This window comes from Pseudomonas hydrolytica (genome assembly GCF_021495345.1).
GTDB classification, from domain to species: domain Bacteria; phylum Pseudomonadota; class Gammaproteobacteria; order Pseudomonadales; family Pseudomonadaceae; genus Aquipseudomonas; species Aquipseudomonas hydrolytica.
The window spans coordinates 4615045-4636692 of the sequence record NZ_CP099397.1 but is presented as its reverse complement, the minus strand read 5'-3'; the positions used below and the strand labels follow the sequence as shown (position 1 = coordinate 4636692).

General features: G+C 64.3%; 21 protein-coding genes. 6 read left to right on the top strand and 15 right to left on the bottom strand.

Features of this window, described 5'->3' with window-relative positions; genetic code table 11:
* Nucleotides 1-75: 75 nt before the first annotated feature.
* Entirely contained in the window at nucleotides 76-291 is a 216-nt protein-coding gene (gene rpsU, locus L1F06_RS21885; protein ID WP_003290642.1) for a 30S ribosomal protein S21, read from the bottom strand.
* 203 nt (nucleotides 292-494) lie between these two features.
* Between rpsU and tsaD the strand changes: the two genes are divergently transcribed.
* On the top strand, nucleotides 495-1520 hold the full coding sequence (tsaD, locus tag L1F06_RS21880; protein WP_129482579.1) for a tRNA (adenosine(37)-N6)-threonylcarbamoyltransferase complex transferase subunit TsaD: 1026 nt from the start codon (nucleotides 495-497) through the stop codon (nucleotides 1518-1520).
* Between the two features lie 33 nt (nucleotides 1521-1553).
* Here tsaD and plsY read toward each other — a convergent pair whose 3' ends face one another.
* Entirely contained in the window at nucleotides 1554-2123 is a 570-nt protein-coding gene (gene plsY / locus L1F06_RS21875; protein WP_004373527.1) for a glycerol-3-phosphate 1-O-acyltransferase PlsY, read from the bottom strand.
* Nucleotides 2124-2198: 75 nt separating this feature from the next.
* On the opposite strand from plsY, the gene folB reads away from it, so the two are divergent.
* Entirely contained in the window at nucleotides 2199-2555 is a 357-nt protein-coding gene (gene folB, locus L1F06_RS21870) for a dihydroneopterin aldolase (RefSeq protein ID WP_012019870.1), read from the top strand.
* A complete protein-coding gene (folK, locus tag L1F06_RS21865) occupies nucleotides 2546-3079 on the top strand; it encodes a 2-amino-4-hydroxy-6-hydroxymethyldihydropteridine diphosphokinase (RefSeq protein ID WP_129482580.1) in 534 nt (177 codons plus the stop codon). The genes folB and folK overlap by 10 nt, the downstream gene beginning before the upstream one ends.
* Nucleotides 3080-3195: 116 nt before the next feature.
* Here folK and L1F06_RS21860 read toward each other — a convergent pair whose 3' ends face one another.
* The 12 genes from L1F06_RS21860 to L1F06_RS21805 form a co-directional block, all read right to left on the bottom strand.
* Complete coding sequence (locus L1F06_RS21860; protein WP_129482581.1) at nucleotides 3196-4428, bottom strand: multifunctional CCA addition/repair protein; 1233 nt, start codon at nucleotides 4426-4428, stop codon at nucleotides 3196-3198.
* Between the two features lie 113 nt (nucleotides 4429-4541).
* Nucleotides 4542-5054 (bottom strand): DUF4136 domain-containing protein, encoded by a 513-nt coding sequence (locus L1F06_RS21855; protein ID WP_129482582.1) that lies wholly within the window; start codon nucleotides 5052-5054, stop codon nucleotides 4542-4544.
* Between the two features lie 61 nt (nucleotides 5055-5115).
* Nucleotides 5116-6681: a SpoVR family protein gene (locus L1F06_RS21850; RefSeq protein WP_004373515.1), complete on the bottom strand. Its 1566-nt coding sequence runs from the start codon at nucleotides 6679-6681 to the stop codon at nucleotides 5116-5118.
* 10 nt (nucleotides 6682-6691) lie between these two features.
* On the bottom strand, nucleotides 6692-7963 hold the full coding sequence (locus L1F06_RS21845; RefSeq protein ID WP_004373513.1) for a YeaH/YhbH family protein: 1272 nt from the start codon (nucleotides 7961-7963) through the stop codon (nucleotides 6692-6694).
* 74 nt (nucleotides 7964-8037) lie between these two features.
* Nucleotides 8038-9960 (bottom strand): PrkA family serine protein kinase, encoded by a 1923-nt coding sequence (locus L1F06_RS21840; protein ID WP_004373511.1) that lies wholly within the window; start codon nucleotides 9958-9960, stop codon nucleotides 8038-8040.
* A 282-nt stretch (nucleotides 9961-10242) separates the two neighbouring features.
* A complete protein-coding gene (gene glpE, locus L1F06_RS21835; protein WP_004373510.1) occupies nucleotides 10243-10572 on the bottom strand; it encodes a thiosulfate sulfurtransferase GlpE in 330 nt (109 codons plus the stop codon).
* A gap of 41 nt (nucleotides 10573-10613) precedes the next feature.
* Nucleotides 10614-11432 (bottom strand): symmetrical bis(5'-nucleosyl)-tetraphosphatase, encoded by an 819-nt coding sequence (locus tag L1F06_RS21830; protein ID WP_004373506.1) that lies wholly within the window; start codon nucleotides 11430-11432, stop codon nucleotides 10614-10616.
* Nucleotides 11432-11812, bottom strand: coding sequence for a Co2+/Mg2+ efflux protein ApaG (apaG, locus tag L1F06_RS21825; protein WP_004373504.1), 381 nt, complete (start codon nucleotides 11810-11812; stop codon nucleotides 11432-11434). Before apaG ends, L1F06_RS21830 begins: the two co-directional genes overlap by 1 nt.
* A gap of 29 nt (nucleotides 11813-11841) precedes the next feature.
* Nucleotides 11842-12651, bottom strand: a complete 810-nt coding sequence (rsmA, locus tag L1F06_RS21820) for a 16S rRNA (adenine(1518)-N(6)/adenine(1519)-N(6))-dimethyltransferase RsmA (RefSeq protein ID WP_004373502.1) — start codon at nucleotides 12649-12651, stop codon at nucleotides 11842-11844.
* A gap of 216 nt (nucleotides 12652-12867) precedes the next feature.
* Nucleotides 12868-13881 carry a 4-hydroxythreonine-4-phosphate dehydrogenase PdxA gene (gene pdxA / locus L1F06_RS21815; RefSeq protein WP_129482583.1) on the bottom strand — a complete coding sequence of 338 codons (1014 nt, stop codon included), beginning with the start codon at nucleotides 13879-13881 and terminating at the stop codon, nucleotides 12868-12870.
* Nucleotides 13882-13979: 98 nt separating this feature from the next.
* Nucleotides 13980-15272, bottom strand: a complete 1293-nt coding sequence (locus L1F06_RS21810) for a peptidylprolyl isomerase (protein ID WP_129482584.1) — start codon at nucleotides 15270-15272, stop codon at nucleotides 13980-13982.
* Entirely contained in the window at nucleotides 15253-18018 is a 2766-nt protein-coding gene (locus L1F06_RS21805) for an LPS-assembly protein LptD (protein WP_129482585.1), read from the bottom strand. Before L1F06_RS21805 ends, L1F06_RS21810 begins: the two co-directional genes overlap by 20 nt.
* Before the next feature lie 124 nt (nucleotides 18019-18142).
* On the opposite strand from L1F06_RS21805, the gene L1F06_RS21800 reads away from it, so the two are divergent.
* The 3 genes from L1F06_RS21800 to L1F06_RS21790 are packed head-to-tail and all read left to right on the top strand — an operon-like array spanning nucleotide 18143 to nucleotide 20598.
* Nucleotides 18143-19168, top strand: coding sequence for an aminoglycoside phosphotransferase family protein (locus L1F06_RS21800; protein WP_129482586.1), 1026 nt, complete (start codon nucleotides 18143-18145; stop codon nucleotides 19166-19168).
* Nucleotides 19165-19836, top strand: coding sequence for an N-acetylmuramate alpha-1-phosphate uridylyltransferase MurU (gene murU, locus L1F06_RS21795; RefSeq protein WP_129482587.1), 672 nt, complete (start codon nucleotides 19165-19167; stop codon nucleotides 19834-19836). Before L1F06_RS21800 ends, murU begins: the two co-directional genes overlap by 4 nt.
* Nucleotides 19837-20598, top strand: coding sequence for a DnaJ domain-containing protein (locus L1F06_RS21790; protein ID WP_129482588.1), 762 nt, complete (start codon nucleotides 19837-19839; stop codon nucleotides 20596-20598).
* Here the strand turns inward: L1F06_RS21790 and L1F06_RS21785 are convergent.
* On the bottom strand, nucleotides 20595-21572 hold the full coding sequence (locus L1F06_RS21785; protein WP_129482589.1) for an alpha/beta hydrolase family protein: 978 nt from the start codon (nucleotides 21570-21572) through the stop codon (nucleotides 20595-20597). The genes L1F06_RS21790 and L1F06_RS21785 overlap by 4 nt on opposite strands.
* Between the last annotated feature and the right edge of the window lie 76 nt (nucleotides 21573-21648).

Sequence of the window (21648 nt, the reverse complement as noted above, 5' to 3'; positions counted from 1 at the left end):
CGCTAAGGTGCGAGGCGGAGTCTTTCAAATGCAATGCCCGGCGTGAGCCGGGCATTCGGGCGTTGCCGTACTTGATTAGTACAGGCGAACGCTGCGACGCTGCTCGCGCTGCACTTTCTTGGCGTGACGCTTAACAGCGGCAGCGGCCTTGCGCTTACGCTCAGCGGTCGGCTTTTCGTAGAATTCGCGGCTACGAACTTCAGCCAGTACACCGGCTTTTTCGCAGGAGCGCTTGAAACGACGCAGGGCTACGTCGAAGGGTTCGTTCTCTTTAACTTTGACGGCTGGCATCCAGGTCGTACCTTCATTAATTACCGGGGTGAACGCGTTCCCGGCAAAATGGCTCGGGTTGCGTCGGTTTTTAAGGGTTGCGGATGTTACCCCCTCGAGCCGAGGAATGCAAAGCCCTCTGATCGAAAAGCGCTGGCCGCTCCGCCGGGCGGCGCTTATCATGCGCGCCTTTGTTCCACGCGGCAAACCAAGGTTCAAGCTCCATGCTCGTACTGGGATTGGAAACTTCCTGCGATGAAACCGGCGTCGCGCTCTATGACAGCGAGCGCGGCCTGCTGGCCGACGCCCTGTTCAGCCAGATCGACCTGCATCGCATCTATGGCGGCGTGGTGCCGGAATTGGCCTCGCGCGACCACGTCAAGCGCATGCTGCCGCTGATCCGCCAGGTGCTCGACGAAGCCGGGCGCGAGCCGAGCGATATCGATGCGCTGGCCTATACCGCGGGGCCCGGCCTGGTCGGAGCGCTGCTGGTCGGTGCCTCCTGCGCGCAGGCGCTGGCCTTCGCCTGGGGCGTGCCGGCCGTTGGCGTGCACCATATGGAGGGTCACCTGCTGGCGCCGATGCTTGAGGAGCAGCCGCCGGCCTTTCCCTTCGTCGCCCTGCTGGTTTCCGGTGGTCACACGCAGTTGGTGCGGGTCGATGGCATCGGCCAGTACCAGTTGCTCGGCGAGTCGCTGGACGATGCGGCCGGTGAGGCCTTCGACAAGACCGCCAAGCTGATGGGGCTGAATTATCCCGGTGGGCCGGAGATCGCCAAACTGGCCGAGCAGGGCACGCCGGGGCGCTTCATCTTCCCGCGGCCGATGACCGACCGTCCGGGGCTGGATTTCAGCTTCAGCGGCCTCAAGACCTTCGCCCTGAACACCTGGCAGCAGTGCCGCGACAGCGGCGACGACCTCGACCAAGCCCGCCGCGACATCGCGCTGGCCTTCCAGCAGGCGGTGGTTGAGACTCTGACCATCAAGTGCAAGCGTGCGCTCAAGCAGACCGGCCTGAACAGCCTGGTAATCGCCGGCGGGGTGAGTGCCAACAAGGCCCTGCGCGAGCATCTGGAGCGCATGCTGGGTGAGCTGAAGGGCAAGGTGTTCTACGCGCGGCCGCGGTTCTGCACCGACAACGGCGCGATGATCGCCTACGCCGGTTGCCAGCGGTTGCTGGCCGGGCAGCACGAGGACCTGGCGATCAAGGTGCAGGCGCGCTGGCCGATGGAGTCGCTGCCGGCGCTGTAAGCGCCTCTGGTATAGGCAGGTGTTGTTTGTCAGTCAGAAGCGCCGCTCGCGGCCGGCGAACAGGTCACGCAGATTGCTGCGGTGACGCCAGACGATCAGCCCGGTGAGCACGCAGGCCGGCAGCAAGGCTGCCGGTTGTTGCCAGGCCAGCAGCGGTAGCGTCAATGGCGTGGCGATTAGCGAGGCCAGCGAGCTGGTGCGGGTCAGCAGGAAAACCAGTGCCCAGGCCGCCAGGGCAAGCAGGGCGGCCGGCGGGTAGAGGCCGAGCAGCATGCCGGCGGCAGTGGCCACGCCCTTGCCGCCACGGAAACGGAAGTACAGCGGGTAGAGGTGGCCGACCACTGCCGCCAGGCCGATCCAGGCCTGCTGGTGCAGGCTGAGGCCGAGCAGCTTGGCGATGAGGATCGGTAGCAGGCCCTTGAACAGGTCGCCGATCAGCGTCATGACGGCCAGCTTCTTGCCGGCCACGCGCAGCATGTTGGTGGCGCCAGGGTTGCCCGAGCCGCTGACACGCGGGTCCGGCCCGCCTGCAAGTCGGCTGAGCAGGATGGCGAAGGACAACGAACCGAGCAGGTAGGCAAGGATTGCCAGAAGCCAGAACATGGTGGCCATTCCAGGGCATGGGGTGGCCCGATTCTAACGAGGTGCAGCGTCCTTGTCGTGGCGCGGAGAGGGCAGGTGGACAGAGTATTTATCGAGGGCCTGGAGGTCGACACGGTGATCGGCGCCTACGATTGGGAACGCGAGATTCGCCAGTGCCTGCGTCTCGACCTGCAGATGGCCTGGGATAACCGCCCTGCTGCGGCTGGTGACGACCTCAACCTGGCGCTCGACTACGCCAGTGTGTCCGCACGCATCCAGGCCTTCGCCGACGAATCGCAGTTCATTCTGGTGGAGACCTTTGCCGAGCGTCTGGTGCAGACCCTGATGGACGAGTTCAACATCCCCTGGATGCGTCTGAAGCTGACCAAGCCCGGCGCAGTGCCGGCCGCGCGTGGCGGCGTAGGCGTGGAGATCGAGCGCGGATGCCTCTGACTCGGGTCTTTCTCGGCCTTGGCAGCAATATCGAGCGCGAGGCTCACCTTGTCGCCGGGCTCGATGCGCTTGCCGGTCTGCTCGATGACATGCGTTGCTCGCCGGTCTTCGAGAGCCATGCGGTGGGCATCAAGAGCGGCAACTTCTTCAACCTGGTGGTGGTCGGCGAAACCGAGCTGCCGCTGCTGGAGCTGGATCGTCGGCTGAAATTCATCGAGGCCGATAACGGCCGCTACGCGCCGGACCGCAAGGGCCTGCCGCTGGACATCGACGTGCTGCTGTACGGCGAGCAGGTTGGCAACTTCAACGGCCTGGTGCTGCCGCGCGCGGAAATTCTAAAGAACGCCTTCGTGCTCTGGCCGCTGGCATTGCTGGCGCCGCAGTTGCGGCATCCGCTGGATGGGCGTTCGTTCGCCGAGCTGTGGGCGTCGGCGCAGATCGATCAGCAGCTATGGCCGGCGGCCTTCCAGTGGCGCGGTGCCGAATTGACCCCGACGGAGCTGCTGCAGGCGCGCCCTTCGTAGCCCGGATGCAATCCGGGTGGCGGCCTCAGAATCGCCCCGGATTGCATCCGGGCTACGGTTGCTGCGGCGCTCTGTAGGAGCCGGCTTGCCGGCGATGATCGCCCGCAAGCGGGCTCCTACGAGGGGACATGTTGCGCTTTGTAGGCCTTGAGTGCCCTCAGGCGCTCGCGGTTGAGCGCTTCGCCCAACTCCGCGCCTTTCAATCCCTTCTCCAGCAACGGCTTGACCGGCACTTGCCGCGCGGCTTCGGCGGCGCCGAGCAGGTACGCGGCTTGCGGGTACTGACGCTGCTCCAGGCCGTGTCGACCACGCGCATCCATCTCGCAGGCGGCGACGAATTCGGCGAAGCGTTGCGGGCGGCGGAATACGTCGAAGCGCTGCAGCAGTTCCAGCAGCGTCGAGGGGCGCAGCTCCAGCGCGCGATGGCCGTGGGTATGGAATTCACCGACCAGCATTGCCAGCTCGGCGCAGTCGCGCGGCGCCTTGCAGCGCTCGTTGATCGCCTGGATCAGGCGCAGCCCCTTGTGTTCATGAGCGATATGGCGCGGCCATTCGGCCTCCGGCGTCAGGCCCTTGCCGACGTCGTGGAGCAGGCAGGCCCAGCGCACGCTGAGCGGCTGGTCGTGTTCCGCGCACTGACGCAGCACGCTCAGCACATGCACGCCGGTGTCGATTTCCGGGTGATGCGCCTGCGGCTGCGGTACGCCGAACAGATCGTCCACCTCCGGCAGCAGGGCGGCCAGCGCGCCGCAGTCGCGCAGCACCTGGATGAACACGTCCGGGCGCGGCTCCATCAGCGCGCGGGAGATTTCCTTCCAACTGCGCTCGGCCGTGAGGTGGGCCAGTTCGCCGGACTCGGCCAGTTGGCGCATCAGGCCCAGGGTCTCATCCGCCACGCGGAAGCCGAGCGGCGCATAGCGCGCGGCGAAGCGGGCCACGCGCAGCACGCGCAGCGGGTCTTCGGCAAAGGCGGGGGAGACGTGGCGCAGGATGCGCGCGGCAAGATCCTGCTGGCCGCCGTAGGGATCGATCAGCGTGCCCTGTTCGTCTTCGGCCATGGCATTGACGCTCAGGTCGCGGCGGATCAGGTCCTCTTCCAGCGTGACTTCGGGGCTGGCGTGAAAGGTGAAGCCGCCGTAGCCGCGCCCGCTCTTGCGCTCGGTGCGAGCCAGGGCATATTCCTCACCCGTCTGCGGGTGCAGGAACACCGGAAAGTCGGCGCCCACCGGACGGTAGCCGAGCGCGAGCATCTGCTCGGCGCTGGCACCGACCACGACCCAGTCCACTTCGCTGACGGGACGGCCGAGCAGGCGATCGCGCACTGCCCCGCCGACTTTGTAAATCTGCATGGGAATCCTCCGTTGAGTGCAGAGGATACCGAAGATCGGTAGGGTGCGCCGCGCGCCCCGGCTTGATACGCCAGCCTGCCATTGCTGCGCTGCCCTGGGCGGCCCGCGACGCCCTACCGGGTGGCCAGCGGAATCTGCTCGGTCAGCGCCCGGGTGGCGCGCTCCAGCAACTCGGCGCTGTCGCGCGCGGGGCTCAGGCCGGTGCTGATGACGCCTTCCCAGAGGATGCGCTCGTCCAGATCGGTGAGGCGCAAGCGCAGCGTGCCGGTCTCGTCACGCAGGCGATGGATGGCTTGGTAGGGACCAAGCGGGTTGGGCGGCGGCACATCGACCTTGAAGGTCAGCGGTTCGTCGCGAACCGCCAGCCAGTAATAGACGCGCAGTTGCGGCTGCTGGCTTTCGTGGTAGCCGCGGGCGGAAAGGCCATGCAGCAGCAACTGCGGCAGCTGACGATAGCGCTCCGGAAAGGGCGCTTCACCCTCCAGGGAAGACTGTGGATCGATCAGCTCGAAACCGTGACGCCCGGTGAGCGCGTCGTTGGCGGGGGTGATGATCTGGGCCTGGGGGATATGGCTGGCACAGGTGGCCAGCCCCAGGCACAACAGCAATACCAGAAATACGCGCATGCAGGACGTCTCGCAGAGTCTGCCTGCGATGCTGAGGCTCCTAGCCATGCCGGGCAACCGATCAAATGGGTGGGATGACCAGGTCGAGGCGCGGATAGTCGCCTTCGCCTTCCGTCTCTCCTCGCGGCGGCACGTGCTGGGTGGTGATCAGCTGGTCGCCCTGACAGACCTCCAGGTGGATGTCGAATCCCCACAGGCGGTGCAGGTGCTTGAGCACTTCTTCGGTGGAGTCGCCCAGCGGCTTGCGGTCATGCTGCTGGTGACGCAGGGTCAGCGAGCGGTCGCCACGGCGGTCGATGCTCCAGATCTGCACGTTGGGTTCGCGATTGCCCAGGTTGTACTGCGCCGCCAGCAGCTCGCGGATGGTGCGGTAGCCGGATTCGTCGTGGATGGCCGGTACCAGCAGTTCGTCCTTCTGATCGTCGTCGAGAATGCCGAACAGCTTGAAGTCGCGAATCACCTTGGGCGAAAGGAACTGCAGGATGAAGCTCTCGTCCTTGAAGCTGGTCATGGCGAACTTGAGGGTGGTCAGCCAGTCGCTGCCGGCGATGTCGGGGAACCAGCGCTTGTCTTCTTCGGTGGGCTCTTCGCAGATGCGGCGGATGTCGCGGTACATGGCGAAGCCCAGGGCGTAGGGGTTGATGCCGCTGTAGTAGGGGCTGTCGAACGGCGGCTGATAGACCACGCTGGTGTGCGACTGCAGAAACTCCATCATGAAGCCGTCGGTGACCAGGCCCTCGTCGTACAGGTCATTCATCAGGGTGTAGTGCCAGAAGGTGGCCCAGCCTTCGTTCATCACCTGGGTCTGGCGCTGCGGGTAGAAGTACTGGGCGATCTTGCGCACGATGCGGATCACCTCGCGCTGCCAGGGCTCCAACAGCGGCGCGTGCTTCTCGAGGAAATAGAGGATGTTCTCCTGCGGCTCGGCCGGGAAGCGCTTGCTGTCCTTTTCGCCGCCCTTGTCCGCACTCCTGGGAATGGTGCGCCACAGGTCGTTGATCTGCTTCTGCAGATGCTCTTCACGGTCCTTCTGGCGCTTGCGCTCCTCCTCCGCGGAGATCGGGTAGGGGCGCTTGTAGCGGTCGACGCCGTAGTTCATCAGGGCATGGCAGGAATCCAGCAGTTCCTCCACGGCATCGATGCCGTGGCGCTCCTCGCACTGCATGATGTACTGCTTGGCGAACACCAGATAGTCGATGATCGAACTGGCATCGGTCCAGGTGCGGAACAGGTAGTTGCCCTTGAAGAAGCTGTTGTGGCCATAGCAGGCATGGGCGATCACCAGCGCCTGCATGCAGATGGTGTTTTCCTCCATCAGGTAGGCGATGCAGGGATCGGAATTGATCACGATCTCGTAGGCCAGGCCCATCTGCCCACGCTTGTAGCCTTTTTCGGTGGCGAGAAAATGCTTGCCGTAAGACCAGTGGTGATAGCCCAGCGGCATGCCCACCGAGGCGTAGGCATCCATCATCTGCTCGGCGGTGATCACTTCGATCTGGTTGGGGTAGGTGTCCAGCGCGTAGCGCTCGGCGATGCGCGCGATCTCCTTGTCGTACTGACGGATCAGCTCGAAGGTCCATTCCGAGCCGGTGGACAGCGGCTGGCGTTTTTTGGCAGTGGCACTCATGGCATGGCCCTCAACTCACCAGGCGACGCTGGAACAGTTCGCGGAACACCGGGTAGATGTCCGCCGCGGACACCAGTTGCTGCTGGGCAAAGCTTTCGGCGAAGGCTTCGGCCACCTGCTCGTACTCGAACCACAGCGCCTGGTGTTCGCGCGGGGTGATCTCGACGTAGGTGAAGTACTGCACGAACGGCATGATCTGGTTGATCAATATATCCCGACACACCGGCGAGTCATCGTTCCAGTTGTCGCCGTCCGACGCCTGGGCGGCATAGATGTTCCATTCGTTGATCGGGTAGCGCTCGGCCATGATCTCCTGCATCAGCTTCAGGGCGCTGGAGACGATGGTGCCGCCGGTTTCGCGGGAGTAGAAGAACTCCTCTTCGTCCACCTCTTTCGCACTGGTGTGGTGGCGGATGAACACCACCTCGATCTTGTCGTAGTTCCGCTTGAGGAACAGGTAAAGCAGGATGAAGAAGCGCTTGGCGATGTCCTTGGTGGCCTGGGTCATGGAGCCGGACACGTCCATCAGGCAGAACATCACCGCCTTGGAACTGGGGTTGGGCTGCTTGGTCAGCAGGTTGTACTTGAGGTCGAAGGTATCGAGAAAGGGCACGCGGTGGATACGCGCGCTCAAACGTTCGATTTCCGCTTCGATTTCCTGAATATCGCTGAAGTTGTCCGGTTCTTCCGTTCTAAGGCGCAGCAGTTCGGCCTTCGCCTCGCGCAGTTTGGCGCGGCTGGAGCCGGACAGGGCGATACGCCGTGCATGGGCCGAGCGCAGCGTGCGGATGATGTTGATGCGTGACGGATTGCCTTCGTTGCTAATGCCCGCGCGCACGGTCTTGAAGGTATCTGCGCCGGTCAGGTGGCGTTTGACCAGGTTGGGCAGCTCCAGGTCTTCGAACATGAAGTCGAGGAATTCTTCCTGAGTGATCTGGAAGACGAACTCGTCCATGCCCTCGCCGGAGTTGCTCGCCTTGCCACTGCCGCGCCCACCGCCACCACCCTGCGGCCTGGGGATGCGTTCACCGGCGGTGAACTCCTTGTTGCCGGGATGGACGATGGTCTGCTTGCCGCCGCGGCCGTGGTGCAGCACCGGCTCGTCGATGTCGCGGCCGGGAATGCTGATCTGTTCGCCGTGCTCCATGTCGGTGATGGAGCGCCGGCTGACGGCTTCCTCCACCGCCTTCTTGATATGTTCGCGGTAGCGCCGCAGGAAGCGCTGGCGGTTTACCGTGCTCTTGTTCTTGCCATTCAGGCGCCGGTCGATCACATAGCTCATGACATCTCCCTAGCCTGCCCGTAGTCACAGGCAGGCAGCGAATGACCCGGCGCGGGCTACGCGCCGGATAGGGCTTACTGAGACTTGCGAACCCGCAGGTACCACTCCGACAGCAGGCGCACCTGCTTCTCGGTGTAGCCGCGCTCGACCATGCGTTTGACGAAGTCGTTGTGCTTCTGCTGTTCCTCCTTGCTGCCCTTGGCGTTGAAGCTGATGACCGGGAGCAGGTCCTCGGTGTTGGAGAACATCTTCTTCTCAATGACCACACGCAGCTTCTCGTAGCTGAGCCAGGTGGGGTTCTTGCCGTTGTTGTTGGCGCGGGCACGTAGCACGAAATTGACGATCTCGTTGCGGAAGTCCTTCGGATTGCTGATGCCGGCCGGCTTCTCGATCTTCTCCAGTTCCTCGTTGAGTGCCACGCGGTTGAGGATCTCGCCGGTTTCCGGATCGCGGTATTCCTGATCCTGAATCCAGAAGTCGGCGTACAGCACGTAGCGGTCGAAGATGTTCTGCCCATATTCGCTGTAGGATTCGAGGTAGGCGGTCTGGATCTCCTTGCCGATGAACTCGATGTAGCGCGGCGCCAGGTACTCCTTGATGTAGCGCAGGTAGCGCTCGCGCACTTCGGCAGGGAACTGTTCCTGTTCGATCTGCTGTTCCAGCACGTAGAGCAGGTGCACCGGGTTGGCGGCGATCTCGTGCGGGTCGAAGTTGAATACCTTGGAGAGGATCTTGAAGGCGAAGCGGGTCGACAGGCCGTTCATGCCCTCGTCGACCCCGGCTGCGTCGCGGTATTCCTGGATCGACTTGGCTTTCGGGTCGGTGTCCTTGAGGTTCTCGCCGTCGTAGACGCGCATCTTCGAGTAGATGTTGGAGTTTTCCGGCTCCTTGAGTCGGCTCAGTACGCTGAACTGGGCGAGCATCTTCAGCGTGTCCGGCGCGCAATGGGCCTTGGCCAGCGAGCTGTTGATCAGCAGCTTGTCGTAGATCTTCACCTCGTCGGTGACGCGCAGGCAGTAAGGCACCTTGACGATGTAGATACGGTCGATGAAGGCCTCGTTGTTCTTGTTGTTACGGAAGCTGTGCCACTCGGATTCGTTGGAGTGAGCCAGCAGGATACCGCTGTAGGGAATCGCGCCGAGGCCCTCGGTGCTGTTGTAGTTGCCCTCCTGGGTGGCGGTGAGCAGCGGGTGCAGCACCTTGATCGGTGCCTTGAACATCTCGACGAATTCCATCAGGCCCTGGTTGGCCCGGCACAGCGCGCCCGAGTAGCTGTAGGCGTCGGCGTCGTTCTGCGGGAATTCCTCCAGCTTGCGGATATCCACCTTGCCGACCAGGGCGGAAATGTCCTGGTTGTTCTCGTCACCCGGCTCGGTCTTGGCCACGGCGATCTGGTTGAGGATCGACGGATACAGCTTGACCACGCGGAACTGGCTGATGTCGCCGCCGAACTCCTGCAGGCGCTTGGTGGCCCAGGGCGACATGATCGAGTTGAGGTAGCGGCGCGGGATGCCGTAGTCCTCTTCGAGGATGGCGCCATCCTCGGCGGCGTTGAACAGCCCCAGCGGCGACTCGAACACCGGCGAGCCCTTGATGGCGTAGAAGGGCACCTTCTCCATCAGCTGCTTGAGCTTTTCGGCCAGCGAGGATTTACCACCCCCCACCGGGCCTAGCAGGTAAAGGATCTGTTTCTTCTCTTCCAGGCCCTGCGCGGCATGCCTGAAGTAGGAGACGATCTGGTCGATGCACTCTTCCATGCCGTGGAAGTCGGCGAAGGCCGGATAGCGACGGATCACCTTGTTGGAAAAGATTCTCGAGAGACGCGAGTTGGTCGAAGTGTCGAGCAACTCCGGTTCGCCGATAGCCATCAGCAGGCGCTCGGCCGCAGTGGCGTAAGCGCTGCGATCCTGTTTGCACAGTTCGAGATACTCCTGCAGCGAGTACTCCTCCTGGCGGGTCGCCTCGAAACGCTGTTGGAAGTGACTGAAAATACTCATGACTTCACCTCGCTCGATGCTGAAAGCTGGCTCGGGATCGGTCGTGCGGGTGCTGGATGACCCCGGCTCAGGACAAGCCGGGAAGAATCCCCCAAAACCCTAAAAGGTCGTTACCGATGGCCCGATGCCGGTTGGCCGGCTCTACCTTGAGTGGGATGGCCTGAGTAACAGAATAGTTCGTTCTGCCGAGCGTCAAGGCGGGGACAACGATAACTGGATGTTACCGTGCGTCGGGAAAGCTCGGCAGGCCAGAGGGGGCGGGGCCTGCCGGTTCGGCGAAAATTATTCTTCGCTGCCTTGCGCGGTTTCGCTGGGGAAGGTTGCGCGCCACAGCTCGAATCCGCCGTCGAGGCTGTACACCTCGCTAAAGCCCTGGCCTGCCAGGTAGGCGGCCGCGCTCTGGCTGGAGTTGCCGTGATAGCAGGAGACGATCAGCGGCGCATCGAGGTCGGCGTGGGTGATGAAATCGTGCAAGGAGTGGTTGTCCAGGTGCCGTGAGCCGCTGATATGGCCAAGTGCGAAGCTCTGCGGGTCGCGGATGTCGACAACCACCGCGCCATTGCTGCGCAGCTCCTGGGCTTGTTGCGGGGAAATTCGCTTGAATTCGCTCATGTTCGGGGACCTTCGAGTGATCTTGGGTGTGCCTCGGGCGCTTATTGCTTGGGACAGGTGCAGCGATGAAGCGCGCCGCTGTCGACGTTCAGCAGGGTCATCGCGCCGCCCCAGACGCAGCCGGTATCCAGGGCATAGAGGCCGGGCTCCTGGCAGTTGCCATCGAGCGCCGCCCAATGGCCGAAGATGATCTTCTCGCCGCGCATCTTGCGCTGCGGATGGCTGAACCAGGGGGCGAAGCCGGGCGGTGCGCTGCCCACGCCCTCCTTGCTCTTCAGGTCGAGCGTGCCGTCGGCGGTGCAGAAGCGCATGCGGGTGAAATAGTTGGTGATCACCCGCAGGCGGGTCACGCCGTGCAGGTCCTTGTTCCATTTCGCCGGCTCGTTGCCGTACATGCCATCGAGAAACAGTGGTAGGCGGGCATCGTCGCGCAGCACTTCCTCGACTTCGGCGGCGCGCTTGAGCGCCTTGGCCAGGCTCCATTGCGGCGGGATGCCGGCATGCACCAGGGTGATCTGACGCTCGGCGTCGTGGTGCACCAGCTTCTGCAGGCGCAGCCAATCGAGCAGATCGTCGCGGTCCGGTGCGTCGAGAATTTCGCGCAGGGTGTCGCCCTTCTTCAGGCGCTCGATATTGTGCGCCACGGCCAGCAGGTGCAGATCATGATTGCCCAGCACGCAGGTCAGGGCGTGGCGGATGGAGTAGAGAAAACGCAGGGTTTCCAGCGACTGCGGGCCGCGGTTGACCAGATCGCCCACCAGCCACAGCTGATCCTGAGCCGGGTCGAAGGCCACCTGTTCCAGCAGGCACTTGAGCGGTTGCAGGCAGCCCTGCAGGTCGCCGACGGCGTAGACGGCCATCAGTGAAGGGCTCCCGGTACGGCCAGACGGAACGGCGCGATGGTCGCATCGAAGCGTTTGCCGTCTTCGGCGAGCATCTGATAGCTGCCCTGCATGATGCCGACCTGCGTGGCCATCACCGTGCCGCTGCTGTAGGTGTGGCTGGCGCCCGGGGCGATATCGGGCTGCTGGCCCACGACCCCGGCGCCTCGTACTTCCTGCACGCGGCCGTCGCCATCGGTGATGATCCAGTGGCGCGACAGCAGTTTGGCTGGCAGCTGGCCATTGTTGACGATGGTCACGGTGTAGGAGAACGCATAACGGTTCTGCTCCGGCTGCGATTGCGCAGCCAGATAGCGGGTGGTGACGCTGACGTCGATCTGATAACGAGGGTCGGACATGCGGGAGATCCGTTGAGCGTATTGGCAGTTTAGTCCTGTGCGGACGCGGGCTGCAGGGCGAGCTGATCAGCCAGACGAACGAAGGCGGCCAGGTCCAGCTGTTCCGGCCGCAGGCTGCCGTCGACGCCGGCCGCTTCGATGGCCTCGGCGGGCAGCAACTGCTTGAGCGTGTTGCGCAGCGTCTTGCGGCGCTGGTTGAAGGCTTCGCGCACGACGCGTTCGAGCAGGCGGTGGTCCTTGGCCGGGTGCGGCAGCACCTCATGCGGCACCAGGCGCACGATGGCCGAATCGACCTTGGGCGGCGGATTGAAGGCACCGGGGCCGACGTTGAACAGGTGCTCCACGCGGCAATGGTATTGCACCATGATCGACAGCCGGCCCCAATCACCACCGCCCGGACCGGCGGCCATGCGCTCGACCACTTCCTTCTGCAGCATGAAGTGCATGTCGCGAATCAGTGGCGCGTTGTCCAGCAGGTGGAAAATCAGCGGGGTGGAGATGTTGTAGGGCAGGTTGCCGACCACGCGCAGGCTGCCGGGAGCGGCCTCAAGGCGGGCGAAGTCGAATTTCAGCGCGTCGCCCTGGTTCAGGCGAAAGCGCGGATTGTCGCCGAACTTGCCTTGCAGGATGGGAATCAGGTCGAGGTCCAGTTCGATCACGTCGAGCTGCGCGCCGCTGCCGAGCAAGCCCTCGGTGATGGCGCCCTGGCCCGGCCCGATTTCCAGCAGGCGCTCGCCTTCCTTGGCGCGAATGGCGCGCAGGATGCGGTCGATGACGCCGGCATCGTGCAGGAAGTTCTGGCCGAAGCGCTTGCGCGCGCGGTGTTGGTATTCGGACATGGCGACAGCTCCAAGCCTCAGGCTGCAAGCATCAAGCAGGAGCCGAGAGCGATAAGGCAAAGTCGCGCAGTTTAACAGCGAAAGACGCTGCGGCTGTAGGCACGCGCGTCGCGCGCGCGGATTTTGTGACGCTGGCGAGGCGTAGCCCGGATGCAATCCGGGAAAACAGGGCGGCGCTGGACCCGGATTGCAGCCGGGCCCTATGGCCGGCCGCCATTAACTCGCCGCTTGTGACTTGCCGCTGGTGGCTGCCGCCATCTGGTAGGCGGTTTCCAGCGCCACCTGCAGGCTGCCGGTGTCGATGTTGCCGCTGCCGGCCAGGTCCAGCGCGGTGCCGTGATCGACCGAGGTGCGGATGATCGGCAGGCCCAGGGTCACGTTCAGCGCCGCACCGAAACCCTTGAACTTGAGCACGGGCAGGCCCTGGTCGTGGTACATGGCGAGCACCGCATCGGCGTGCTCGAGATGCTTGGGGGTGAACAGGGTATCGGCCGGCAGCGGGCCGATGAGGTTCATGCCTTCGGTGCGCAGACGCTCCAGCGTCGGCTCGATGATCTCGATTTCTTCGCGGCCCAGATGACCGCCTTCGCCCGCATGAGGGTTGAGCCCGCATACCAGAATGCGCGGCGCGGCAATGCCGAACTTGGCCTGCAGGTCGGCATGCAGAATGCGCGTCACCCGCTGCAGACGCTCGGCGGTGATGGCGGCGGCTACATCCCTGAGCGGCAGGTGCGTGGTGACCAGCGCCACGCGCAGGCCACGGGTGGCGAGCATCATCACCACCTGCTCGGTCGCGGTCAGTTCGGCGAGAAACTCGGTGTGCCCGGAGAAGGCGATGCCGGCCTCGTTGATCACGCCCTTGTGCACCGGGGCGGTGATCATCGCGGCGAAGGTGCCATCCAGACAGCCTTGTCCGGCGCGGGTGAGCGTTTCCAGCACGTAACCGGCGTTGGCCGGATCGAGGCGGCCGGCGTGCGCCGGGACAGCGAGCGGTGTATCCCAGACATACAGGCTGCCGGCTGCTGCCGGGCTATCCGGCCATTGTTCGGGGCCTACCGCCAGCAACTCGATGGCCAGCCCCAGCTGCTGCGCCCGCTCGGCCAGCAGTGCCAGGCTGGCGATGGCCACCAGTGGTACTGGCTGGGCCTCGCGTGCCAGCAGAAGGCAAAGATCCGGGCCTATGCCGGCTGGCTCGCCAGGGGTGAGGGCAAAGCGTTGCTGCGTATTCATGGTCGGTCTCGGTGACGACGCGGGGCGCCAGTGTACGCCGCCGGGCCAGGAACGAAAAAGCCCGGCGCTGGGCCGGGCTCTTGCGTTCGGAACGGCTGTTACAGCTTGGTTTCGACGTAGGCTTCGTCGCGGATCTGGCGCAGCCAGGCCTGCAGCTCTTCGTCATACTTGCGGTTGCGCAGCAGGTTGGCAGCTTGCTGCTCGCGGAACTGCGTGCTGCTGTCGGTGGCGCGGCGGCCCATGACCTGCAGTACGTGCCAGCCGAACTGGGTCTGGAACGGCTTGGACAGCTCGCCGCTGGCGGTCTCGCTCATCACCTGGCGGAACTCGGGTACCAGGGCGTTGGGATCGATCCAGTTGAGATCGCCGCCGTTGAGGGCCGAGCCCGGATCCTCGGAGAAACTCTTGGCCAGCTCGGCGAAGTCCTCGCCGGCGACGATGCGCTGGTACAGGCGCTCCACCAGGCGGCGGGTTTCCTCGGGGCTGCGGATCTCGCTGGGCTTGATCAGGATGTGGCGCACATGCACTTCGTCACGCACCTGGGTGTCGCCACCGCGCTTCTCGATCAGCTTGAGGATGATGAAGCCGCCCGGCGTGCGCACCGGCTCGGTGACCTCGCCCGGGTTCAGCTGGCTGATCATGCTGTCGAAAGGTGGCGGCAGCTGTCCGGCCTTGCGCCAGCCCATCTCGCCGCCTTCCAGCGCGGTTTCGCTGGCCGAGCGGGAAATGGCCAGCTGGGCGAAGTCCGCGCCCTGCTGCAGCTGCTGATACAGCTCGCGGGCCTGGCGGTCGGCAGCCTGGATTTCGCTGGAGGAGGCGCCTTCGGAAACCGGGATGAGGATGTTGGCCAGGCGGAACTCTTCCGACAGCTGCATCTTGCCCAGATCGGAGGCGAGGAAGTTCTGCACCTCCTGGTCGGTGACCTGGATGCGCTCGGCCACGCGGCGCTGACGCACGCGGCTGATGATCATCTCGCGACGTACCTGGTCACGCGCGTCGGCGTAGGACAGCCCGTCGCGCGCCAAGGCCTGGCGGAACTGTTCCAGCGACATGCCGTTGCGCTGGGCGATGGTGCCCATGGCCTGGTTCAGTTCCTCGTCGGTGATGCGGATGCCGGAGCGCTCGCCGATCTGCAGCTGGATGTTCTCGATGATCAGACGCTCGAGCACCTGCTGGCTCAGCACGTGCTCGGGCGGCAGGGCGCCGCCGCGCTTGTCGATGGTTTGCTGCACTTCACGCAGACGCGCGTCGAGCTGGCTCTGCATGACCACGTCGTTGTCGACGATGGCCACTACGCGGTCGAGAGGGCGAACTTGGGCCTGAGCCGTTGCCGCCAGCAGCGCCGCGCCCAACAGCAGGGGGCGCAGGCGATCAGAAAGCTTGGTCTTCACGTTCACGGTAACCTTGAATGCCTTGGTCGAGGAAAGTTTCCACCTTGTTGCCAACAACGCCGCCGAGGCCCTTGAGGACGATCTGCAGGAAGATGCCGCGGTCCGGCTCGTCGTTGCGCGATGGGTTGAGGCTGACTTCGTCGTAGTCGATCCAGTAGCGGTTGATCAGGCGCAGCTTCCAGCAGCAGCTGTCGTACTCGAAGCCACCGAAGGCTTCCAGGGTACGGTTGCGGCCGTAGTCGTACTGCCAGCGCGAGATCAGGCTCCACTGTGGAACCAGCGGCCAGATGACGGAGAAGTCATGCTGGTCGATCTTGTAGTAGTTCTTGATGTAGTTGGGGCTGCCCGGGGTGCCATAGTCCGGGTTGGTGGTCCAGGTGCCGCTGTCGCGGTCGTAGCGCACGGTGTCGTTACGATAGCGATAGCCCAGGTTGACCACCTTGTTCGGGTTGTCTTCCGGCTGGTAGTGGAACATTGCGCTGCCCGAGCGGGTGGCGTGCTGGTCCGGATCCCAGTTGAAGGTGGAGGAGAAGCGCCAGTCGCGGTTGAAGCGATACAGGTACTCCAGCGCGTAAGGCGATACGTCCGAGGTCGCGTCCTGGCGGCCGCGGTAATCGATACCTGCCAGTTGTACCTTGCGATCCTCGAAGTAGAAGGCCTGGCCGATGCTGAAGCGCTGGCGCTCGAAGCCGTTGGGCTCGATCCAGCGGCTGGTCACGCCCAGCGACAGCTTGTTCTCGTCGCCGATACGGTCCTTGCCGCTGAAGCGGTTCTCGCGCCACAGCGAGGCGTAGCTGAAGGTCGGCTCGCCAGTGTCGAAGATCGGAATGTCGGTCTGATCCTCTTCCGGTACGTAGAGATAAAAGGCGCGCGGCTCCAGGGTCTGGCGGAAGTCCTTGCCGAACAGCTGGGTGTTGCGGTCGAAGTACAGGCCGCTGTCGACGCTGAACAGACCGACGCCGCGATTTTGCGTACCCTTGTAGGTCTGCTCGGCAAGCAGAGTGTTCTTGCCCTGCTGGTCCAGGCTGATGTCGTAATGGGTCTGCATGTATTTGACCTGCGGCTTGATAAAGCCCCAGGTCCAATCCAGCGGCAGGCTGACAGCAGGCTCGAGATGTACTCGTTCACCGGTAGCACGCGCCAGGCCGCGAATACGCGTGTCATACCAGCTTTGTTCGGCGACGCCGTCTTCGTTGATGAAGAAGCCCGAACGCAGATCGCGATCGAAGCGTACGTACTCGGTGCCGTAAGTGAAGTCCAGGCCACCCGGGTTGAACGGCAGCTTGCCGTCGAGGGTGATCTGCGGCAGGCGGTCGTATGGCGTTACGTCGGTGATGTTTGCCAGCTCATACGCATGCAGATTCAGGCGAGCGCGATAGCTGTCGCCACGATAAGTCAGCGTGCCGCGCTGGTTCACGTAGGTGGTCGTTTCGATACCCAGGTCGGTATCGAGATCCTGGAAGTAGTAGGGGTCGCTGATGTCGGTGTAGTCGACTTCGGCCAGCAGGCGCGAATTCAGGCCCTGCTTGTGCTGCCAGCTGTACATCCAGCGCTGGTCTTCGTATTCGGACTGCAGCTTGCGCTCGTCTTCCTGGTCGTTGAGCCATGCACCGCCGACCTGGCCTTCGCTGCTCTCGGTCAGGTAGCGGAATTCGCCTTCCATCAGCAGGCCACGCTTGGCCATATAGGTGGGGTAGAGCGTGGCGTCGTAGTTCGGCGCCAGGTTGAAGTAGTAGGGGGTCTGCAGCGAGAAGCCGTTGTCGCTGGAGGTGCCCATGCTCGGCGGCAGGAAGCCGGACTGGCGACGGTCGTCGATCGGGAAATAGATGTACGGGGTGTAGAACACCGGAATGTCCTTGACCCGCAGTGTCACGTTGGTCGCGGTACCGAATCCGGTCGCCGGGTTCAGGGTGACGTTGTTGCCCTTCAGGTGCCAGGCATTGTCACCCGGCTCGCAGCGGGTGTAGGTGCCGTCCTTGAGGCGGATGATCGCGGTCTCTTCACGCTTGGCGTAGAGCGCGCTGCCGCGCACGTGAGCCTGATGCATCACGTATTCGGCGTTGTCGATACGGGCTTCGCCGTTGTCGAGTTGCAGCTCGGCGCGGTCACCGACCACCAGCGTGCCCTTGTCGCGCAGGCGCACGTTGCCGACCAGCTCGCCGCGGTTTTCGGCCTGGTGCAGGCTGGCCTCGTCGGCCTCGACCTGCATGCCGGACTGGCGCAGAACCACGTCGCCGGCCAGGGTGGCGATCTGCTTTTCCTGCTCGTAGCGCGAGGCCTTGGCCGACACGTACATCGGCGACTCGTCGAGCGGGGTGGTGTCATCCATGCCCGGACGCAGGGGCTCGATATAGGCGCCCGCGCAGTAGGGACCTGCTTCGGCCAGCTGAGCGGCGGTCAACTTATCGCGCGGGACCCAGTCCAAATGACTGTAATCAGGACTGCGCGAAGCCAGGGCGCGCCCCTTGCTCTCGGTGACCAACACCGGAGCCGGTTCCTGCTTGGTGGCAGTTGCTGTGGCAGAGCCGCTGGTGGTGCTGACAGCGCTACGGCTGTGCTGTGGACGCGGAGGCAGGGCGCTGGTGGCTGTCTTTGGCGCACAGGCCCAGCCGCCCGTAGGCGACGCCTGGCAATCGTATTGCTCGGCGGCAAAGGACTGTAGGCTGAACGCGGGCTGTAAGGCCAGAAGACTGCCGGTAACCAGCAGCGGGAATTTCTTGCGGAACGCGGGGTGTTTTACTGCCATCTTGTTAGTCCGGGCTTCCTGCGCGCTACCGGCCCAGGGGCCGCACGCCTCTCGATGGGCTGAAAAAGATGCTGGATAATAAAGCATGACCCGCGCAACGGCTAGCGCCGTCGGAGACCCCTTGATGCCTGAACACGATGTACGTCTGCAACACCTGCAAGTCTGGCTCGCCGAGCAATTGCCACTGCTGTTCGCCGAGCGAGGCTGGGGCCCGGTGCCGGCTGCCGAGCTGACCCCCGCAAGCAGCGATGCCAGTTTTCGCCGCTATTTCCGTTGGCAGAGCGGGGCGCGCAGCCTGATCCTGATGGACGCGCCGCCGCCGCAGGAGAACTGCGAGCCCTTCGTGCGCATCGCTGCACTACTGGCCAGTGCCAGCGTGCATGTGCCGCAGGTGCTGGCTGCCAATCTCGAGCAGGGCTTTCTGGTGCTGGATGATCTGGGCCGCCAGACCTATCTCGAGGTGATCGACGAGGCCAATGCCGATTCGCTGTTCGCCGATGCCATCGATGCGCTGCTGGCCCAGCAGCTCTTGCCGATGGACGCCGATCTGCCGCATTACGACGAGGCCCTGCTGCGCCGCGAGCTGCAACTGTTTCCCGAGTGGTACGTGCAGCGCCACCTGCAGGTCGAGTTCAAAGCCGAGCAGCAGGCGGCCTGGCAGCGCATCAGCCAACTGCTGATCGACAGCGCCCTGGCCCAGCCCAAGGTGCTGGTGCATCGCGATTTCATGCCGCGCAATCTGATGCACAGCTCGCCCAATCCCGGCGTGCTGGACTTTCAGGATGCCGTATACGGCCCGGTGACCTATGACATCACCTGCCTGTTCAAGGATGCCTTTCTCAGCTGGCCCGAGGCGCGGGTGCAGGGCTGGCTGCAGGGATACTGGGAACGGGCACGGGCGGCCGGTATTCCGGTGCAGGCGTCGCTGGAGGACTTCCTGCGCGCCAGCGATCTGATGGGGGTGCAGCGCCACCTCAAGGTGATCGGCATCTTCGCGCGCATCTGCCATCGCGACGGCAAGCCCAAGTATCTGGGTGACGTGCCGCGCTTCTTCGCTTACATCCGCGCCGTACTGGCGCGCCGGCCGGAACTGGCCGAGTTGGGTGAGCTGTTCGCCAGCCTGGCGATAGAAGAAGGGGCACTTGCATGAAGGCGATGATCCTCGCCGCCGGCAAGGGTGAACGCCTGCGTCCGCTGACCCTGCATACGCCGAAACCGCTGGTGAAGGCGGCTGGCGTACCGTTGATCGAGTATCACGTCCGCGCCCTGGTCGCCGCCGGCTTCACCGAGCTGGTGATCAACCACGCCTGGTTGGGCCAGCAGATCGAGGACTACCTCGGTGATGGCTCGCGCTTTGGCGCGCACATCGTTTACTCACCCGAGGGCGAGCCTCTGGAAACCGGCGGTGGCATCTTCAAGGCGCTACCGCTGTTGGGTGATGAGCCATTTCTGGTGGTCAACGGCGACATCTTTACCGATTACCCGTTCGCCGAGCTGCGCAAGCCCATGAGCGGCCTGGCGCATCTGGTGCTGGTGGACAACCCGGCGCATCACCCGCACGGAGACTTTGTTCTGGCGATGGGTCAGGTACAGGACGCCGAGTCGCTGGGCGAGCGCCTGACCTACAGCGGTATCGCTGTATTGCATCCGCGTCTGTTCGCCGCCTGCCAGCCAGGCGCTTTCAAGCTGGCGCCGCTGCTGCGCTCGGCCATGCAACAGGGGCAGGTCAGCGGTGAGCGCCATGCCGGGTGCTGGATCGACGTTGGCACCCATGAGCGCCTGGCCGAGGTGGAACGCCTGCTGCAGGAGGTACGCTAGGTGCTCTGGCCGGCGACCATGCTCGGGGCTGCCGCAGGCCTGGCGCTGGCCAGCATTCCCGGTGCGCTGCTCGGCGGGCTGCTCGGGCAGGCGCTGGATCGCCGCCTGCGTCTGCACGGCTGTGACAATCTGCGCGAGCGCCTTGGCGGACGTGCTGCCCCGGCGGACGACGAATTGCTGTTTCTGATGCTCGGTCGTCTGGCCAAGAGCGATGGCCGCGTGGTGCAGCGCCACATCCAGCAGGCGCGCTCGGAGATGCAGCGTCTGGCGCTCGATGAGGCTGGGCAGCGGCGCGCCATCGAGGCCTTCTCCCGTGGCAAGACCGGGCGCGACAATCTGCGCCGACCGCTGCAGCGCCAGCGCGAGCGTGCCGAGCAACTGCTACGTGCCTGTTGGCGTATGGCCTGGGTCGACGGACGAGTGCCGCCCAGCGAACGTGAATTGATCCTGTTGTGGGGCAAGTGGCTGGGCTGGGACAGTGCCCGTCTCGACGTCCTGGGCGAGGAATATGCGCCGCGCCGAGGACAGCAACCGACCCCGGCGGGTGGCAGTTACCAGGAGGCCTTGCGCCTGCTCGGGGTGAACGAAGGCAGCGAGCCGGAGCAGATCAAACGCGCCTATCGCCGCCTGCTCAGCCGCCATCATCCGGACAAGCTGGCCGGCTCCGGCGCCTCACCGGAACGAATTCGCGAGGCGACCGAAACCACCCGTCAGTTGCATCAGGCCTATGCGGTGGTGCGCCAGCGTCGAGGTCTGCGCTAGCCGCCGCTGGTGCGGATATGCAGTTGCAGCCAGCCGCGCAAGCGTCGATACAACTGTTCCTCCTGAACCGGCAGGTTGCCGGGCAAGGCTTTCATGGCCACCTGTATATAAGTAGGCAACTTGGCACGCTTACTGGCCTGCAGGCGCTTGAGGGCTGCCTGGCGCTCGCTCGCCTGATCCTTGTAGTAGAAATCGCCAGTGGCCACCGGCAGCTGCGCCACCAACTCGTCCAGTGGCGGAGCGAAGCCTGCCGGCAGCTCGGCGGCCACCATCAGCAGGTTCTGCACGTTCTGTGGCTTGCGTTCACTGAGGTAACGGGCGGCCCAGTACGCTCCGCTGCCATGGCCCAGCAGCACGATTTCCTTGGCCTGCTGCTGGTCGGCGAAGGCGATGGCCGCCTCGATGCGCGCCATGACCCGCTCGACATGCGCCTGGCGCCGCTGTTCGGGGCTGATTTCCGGAGCGGCGGGTGCGGCTGTCGGCTCTGGCGAATCATTGGCAGCGCTTTCCGCCTCCGCGTCGCTGGCTTCGTCGCCAGCTGGTGCGGGCGTTTCGGAGTTGGCGGTACGCGGCGGCAGCGGGTCGCCATCCGGATCGGGGAGGGTGATGCTCAGGCTGTGCCAGCCGGCATCCGGCAACTTGCGCCGAAGCGGTCCGACCGCGGCCGCGCCGTCGGCGTTTTCCACGTCGCCGGGCAACAGAATCACCGCGCCGCTGGGTTCGCCGACGTTGGCGGGCAGCCACAGGGCGAGAAAGCTCTCGGCACCAGCCTGCAGCATTTGCTGTTCACGTTTGTCCAGGCGTTGCTCCAGCGTCTGCGCGTCGCTGACGCTGCGTTCGGGCAGCAAAGGGCGTTCGCTTGCCGCTGGGGTGTCGGCGCTATCAGTCGGCGCGTCCTCGGCCGGCTCCTTGGCCCAGGCTGAGAGACAGGAGAGCAGGTAGAAACCGAGTAGGGCAAGCAGAGTTGGGCGCATCTTCAAGGCTCCGATGATCTGCAACTGAGCCTAATGCCGCGCCCGGCTTTTGTCAGGCATCTGGCGCAGGATTGGC